This is a genomic window from bacterium, from assembly GCA_022616075.1.
Taxonomy (GTDB): domain Bacteria; phylum Acidobacteriota; class HRBIN11; order JAKEFK01; family JAKEFK01; genus JAKEFK01.
This window is the reverse complement of record JAKEFK010000032.1, coordinates 1-5211: the sequence shown is the minus strand read 5'-3', so window position 1 is coordinate 5211 and position 5211 is coordinate 1. Positions and strand designations below refer to the sequence as shown.

The window sequence follows — 5211 nt, the reverse complement described above, 5'->3', positions numbered from 1 at the left end:
TGGACCTGGTGGAGATCATGTTGCTTCGATTCAATGCCCCGCACCGGAATTTGCCATTGGCGAGGTCCTCTACAGAATCGACGTGCGCTTCGGGTTATGGATCGACAGTTTCCAGGGTCACTGCAGGAAACCATAAGGAGGGACTTTGAAAATCCAGAAACCGGTCTTTGCCCTCGCCCTCTTTTTGATGCTCATAAGCTCTGTTACTCGCGCCGGCAAGATCGACACTACGGAACAAGTGAAGACTCTGGCAAAGCAAGGAAGTATTGAATCGGCAGACATCTTTGTCGTGGTCCATGAAGCAAACAGCTTTCTGAATCGTCTTTCCTCCGATACGAGCTACGCCGCAAAATTTCTTGAAGCAGTTCAGAAAAACGATTCGGCGGCGGTGGTTTCCATTGTGAAACAAACGGCTCCGCGTTGCCAGATATCCATTTCTCAGCTGCGTCCCGACTTTCTTGCAACGCTGGAATTTAAAATCAAATCGCGCAATGTAACCGTGTGCCTGTCGGCCGAGAACTCTTGTTCAGGTCTTACCGCATCCGTGAACGTTAAGTAATCCCGGTCTAACCCCATCAAGTTATACAATACAGGCAAAGATGCCTGCGGCCCATGATGCAATGTGGTGGGCGACTCGCCTGCGCTCCATAATTTGACTCAACCTCATATTACGGATAATTTGATTCTTTCAGGAACCCTATGAAGAGAGTTGTATCCGTTGGATTGGTGCAGATGCACTGCGGCGACGATGTTGAAGCCAATATATATAAAGGAAGGGAGGGCATTCGGGAACTCGCTTCGAAAGGCGCGCAGATTGTTTGTCTTCCGGAGCTGTTCAACTCCCCGTACTTCTGCCAGACGCGTGACGATCGATATTTCGCGCTTGCGGAGCCGGTGCCTGGCCCGACAACGGACCTCCTGCGTGAGGTGGCCGCGAACTGCAAGGTCGCTGTGATTACTTCACTTTTTGAACGAGCAGACAAATTCTACAACACCGCGATCGTTGTCGATGCAGACGGACAACTCTCCGGCAAATACCGAAAGATGCATATTCCTGACGATCCAAACAATCACTATGATGAAGCCTACTATTTTGCGCCGGGTGATCTCGGGTTTCACGCATTTTCGACGCGATTCGCTACTGTTGGTCCGATGATTTGTTTCGACCAGTGGTTTCCGGAAGGAGCGCGAATGGAAGCGGAGCAAGGCGCGGAAATCCTCTTCTATCCAACTGCGATTGGGTGGCCGGAATTTCAAAGAAGCGAAGAGTTGAATCGTGCGGAAAACAATATGTGGAAAACGATCCAAATTGCGCATGGAATAGCGAACAATTGTTTTGTTGCCGCAGTAAACAGAGTCGGAGTTCAAGACACTTTGAATTTTTGGGGCAGCTCTTTTGTCAGCGATCCGTATGGACGCGTGCTTGTACTCGGACCATCAGATACGGAAGCGAATCTGATCGCGGAATGCGACATGAGTGTGATTGATCAGAAAAAGAAAGATTGGCCTTTTCTCGAATCTCGCAGAATCCGATACGAGCAATCCAGGTAATCTACCGATATGTTCAGGATGCCGGCAGAGTGGGAACCGCATGAAGGAACCTGGCTTGCGTGGCCTCATAACGAGGATCACTGGCCAGGGAATTTTGCTCCTATTCCGCGCGTCTACGCGGAAATCATTCGTGCTCTCGTAACGAGTGAAGATGTTTTCCTCTGTGTCAATGACGCAGATATGGAAGAATTTGCGCGCATGGTGCTGAAGGAGAATGGCATTACTTCCGTGGTGCTGGATCGCGTGAGATTCCTGCACATCCGAACCGATTCTTCCTGGACGCGCGATTTTGGTCCGATCTATGTCCGTGATCCGGATGGCAATCCTGTGATCACCGATTGGATCTTCAATTCGTGGGGAGGCAAATATCCGCCATGGGATCAGGATGATGCTGTGCCACAGCATGCTGCCAGGATTCTCCAGCAACCTCTCGTGCAACCCGGGATTGTGCTGGAAGGTGGTTCCATCGATGTGAACGGCAAAGGAACATTGCTGACCACAGAGCAATGTCTGCTGAATCAAAATCGCAATCCTCATCTGAATCGTGAACAGATTGAGGATTTCTTGCGGAAATTTCTGGGAGCCACCAACATACTCTGGTTGAAGGAAGGAATCATCGGCGATGACACCGATGGCCATATCGATGACATCGCGCGATTTGTGGATCCCCGGACCGTGGTCTGTGTTCTTGAGGAAAATGAATCGGACGAAAACTATAAAATCCTGAAAAGTAATCATGAGGCTCTTCAGCAGATGCACGATCAGGACGGCTCCCCACTGAATGTCATTCCGCTACCTATGCCGGATCCTGTTGTTTACGAAGGAAATCGTTTGCCGGCGAGCTATGCAAATTTCTACATCGCGAATCGCGTGATCATGGTACCCACATTTCGCTGCCGGCAAGATCAATACGCACTCGCAACATTACGGAATCTTTTCCCGTTTCGCGAGGTGATCGGTATCGATTGCGTAGATCTTGTTTGGGGACTCGGAACACTGCATTGTTCAACTCAGCAGCAGACACTTTTGATAAAATGAAGTCACTCCTTCATGGCACCAACTAACAGAATTCGTGAATGACCCAACTTATAGCTTTTGATTTGGCATCCGGTTCAGCTATTGATCCGATTTGAATTGCGTTCAGATTCGAAGTGTTGTTGAACTAATTCGCGTTGAGTGAAAACGGCCGACAACACACCCTCCATCCGAGCAGTGGCTCCAGAAGAGTATGCGCGTTTCGCGGAAACACAGCGACAATTGCGATAAGATAAGATGAGAGTGAACATTTATGTTCAAGGATACGGCTCCGTTATGGCCGGGCTGCCTCTTAGCTCTAGTGTTGACAGCTCTTGCTTATAGCCATCCGCTTTTCGCCCTCGATCCCGATAGAGCTCTGACACAGTATGTTTTGAATAACTGGCAGACGGCACAGGGGCTGCCGCAAAATTCCGTTCAAGCCATCCTACAAGACCGCAAGGGATATTTATGGCTCGGCACGCAGGAGGGCCTAACTCGATTTGATGGCGTTCGTTTTACTGTTTATGAAAAGGCAAATTCAAGATTCAAACACGACAATATCGTTTCGCTGTTCGAAGATCGATCTGGAAATCTCTGGGTAGGAACGTTTGGCGGTCTCCATCGGATGAAAGATGGAATCATTACTCCTTATTCAGTAAAAGAGGGATTATCCAGCGAGATCATCAACACGATTTGTGAAGATTCTCAAGGCAATCTCTGGATCGGAACGGACAACGGTTTGAATCGTTATAACCAACGAGCCTTCGATGTGTTCGAAATGAAAGATGGCCTTTCCAGCAACGCAATCCGCTCATTATATAAGGATCGGTCCGGAATTCTTTGGATTGGCACTGACAACGGCTTGGACAGCATTCAACAAGGGCGCTTCATTCGCCATTCAGCAGGCACGGTCGTCCGTTCTATCCGTGAGGATGGGCATGGGAATTTATGGATCGGTACGGATAACGGTCTGGTTCAGTATCGGGATGGGAAATCTCAAACCTATAAGACTTCCGACGGTTTAACCAATAATGCCATTTGGGCGCTTCATACAGATTCGAAGAACAATTTATGGATCGGAACATATGGCGGTGGATTAAATCGCTTGCAAGCGGGAAAGTTCTCCGCGCTTGGACCTGAGCAAGGACTCACCAGTGATATCGTTTGGTCGATCTCAGAAGACCATGAAGGAAGCCTTTGGATCGGGACCTATGGAGGCGGATTAAACAGACTGAAAGACGGAAAATTTATTACATTCACAAATAAAGAAGGCCTAATTGATAGCAATATCAATATCGTTTTTGAAGATCACGATCAAAACCTGTGGCTAGGAACCAATAGCGGACTTACTCGCATGAGCCAGGGTCTTTTCACGCATTACGGCACGAAAGACGGTCTACCAAACCGGTACGTTACGGCAATGACGCAAGATCAAAGAGGAAATATTTGGATTGGAACAGAAGGAGGTGGCCTTGCTCATTTTCAAGGGAACAGGTTCGAGCCACTAACAGCAAAAGAGATGTCCATTCATCCGAATATTCGATGTATTTTTACTGCTTCAAATGGTGATCTCTGGGTGGGAACATATGGCGGTGGTCTCTACCGGATTTCAAACGATGGAATCACTTCTTCGACTACTGCGCAGGGGCTGCCGCATAACGTCGTCCATGCGATTGTACAGGACAAGCAAGGAGCACTCTGGATCGCCACAAATGGTGGTCTCGCGAAGTTTAGTAATGGAAAATTTACTTCGTACGGCACGAAAGACGGTCTATCCGGCAGTGTTCTTTTGGCTCTTCATCTAGATGGTAATGGAGTTTTGTGGATCGGCACACTGGGAGCGGGACTCGGCCGTCTATCGAACGGGCGATTCACCAACTTCAGCCGGAGCAACGGCCTGCATGACGATTCGGTTGCGCAGATCCTGGAAGACCACCTGGGAAATCTGTGGATGAGCTCGAATAAAGGCATTTTTCACGTTGCAATCCGGGAATTGAATGACTACGCGGACGGTAAAGTGAGGCGTATCCATTCGATCGCCTACGGAATTGAGGATGGAATGAAAAACCTCGAATGTAATGGAGGCAGTCAACCTGCAGGTTCCCGAACTGCGTCGGGGCAGCTCTGGTTCCCCACGATTGATGGTGCGGTAATGATCGATCCTGGCAAGTTTTCCTCAAACCAAAAACTGCCTCCGGTAGAAATTGAACAAATCCTTATCGACGGCAAAATACCATCTAATATTGTAGAAATTCCGCCCGGCCAGAGGAAACTCGAATTCCATTATACGGCTTTAAGCTTCTTGAATCCGAAGAAAGTATTTTTTCAATACAGACTCGAAGGCTTCGATGACGTCTGGAATGATGCCGGGACTCGCAGGATCGCTTACTATACGAACGTTCCCCCCGGCCGTTATACGCTTCGTGTGAAGGCCTGTAACAATGATGGAGTCTGGAATGAAGCTGGAGCTTCCCTGGCCTTTTATTTGAAACCGCGTTTTGTGCAGACACCCTGGTTTTATTTGCTTTGTGTTGCCGGCACAGCTTTGTTGATCTGGATGGTTCACCGAGTCCGCATTCGGCAAATCCAAAAACAGACTCAACTCCGTTATTCAGCTATTTTATCTGAGCGTGGTCGTATCGG

General features: G+C 48.6%; 4 protein-coding genes. All 4 read left to right on the top strand.

All coding sequences use genetic code 11. From position 1 onward, the window contains the following. Positions 1-145: 145 nt before the first annotated feature. Positions 146-559 carry a hypothetical protein gene (locus L0156_02835; GenBank protein ID MCI0601925.1) on the top strand — a complete coding sequence of 138 codons (414 nt, stop codon included), beginning with the start codon at positions 146-148 and terminating at the stop codon, positions 557-559. Positions 560-699: 140 nt separating this feature from the next. Continuing rightward, a complete protein-coding gene (locus tag L0156_02830; protein MCI0601924.1) occupies positions 700-1551 on the top strand; it encodes a carbon-nitrogen hydrolase in 852 nt (283 codons plus the stop codon). A 9-nt stretch (positions 1552-1560) separates the two neighbouring features. Next, entirely contained in the window at positions 1561-2589 is a 1029-nt protein-coding gene (locus L0156_02825) for an agmatine deiminase family protein (protein MCI0601923.1), read from the top strand. 250 nt (positions 2590-2839) lie between these two features. Next, positions 2840-5211 (top strand): hypothetical protein (locus tag L0156_02820; GenBank protein MCI0601922.1); only part of this gene is annotated, 2372 nt, incomplete at its 3' end.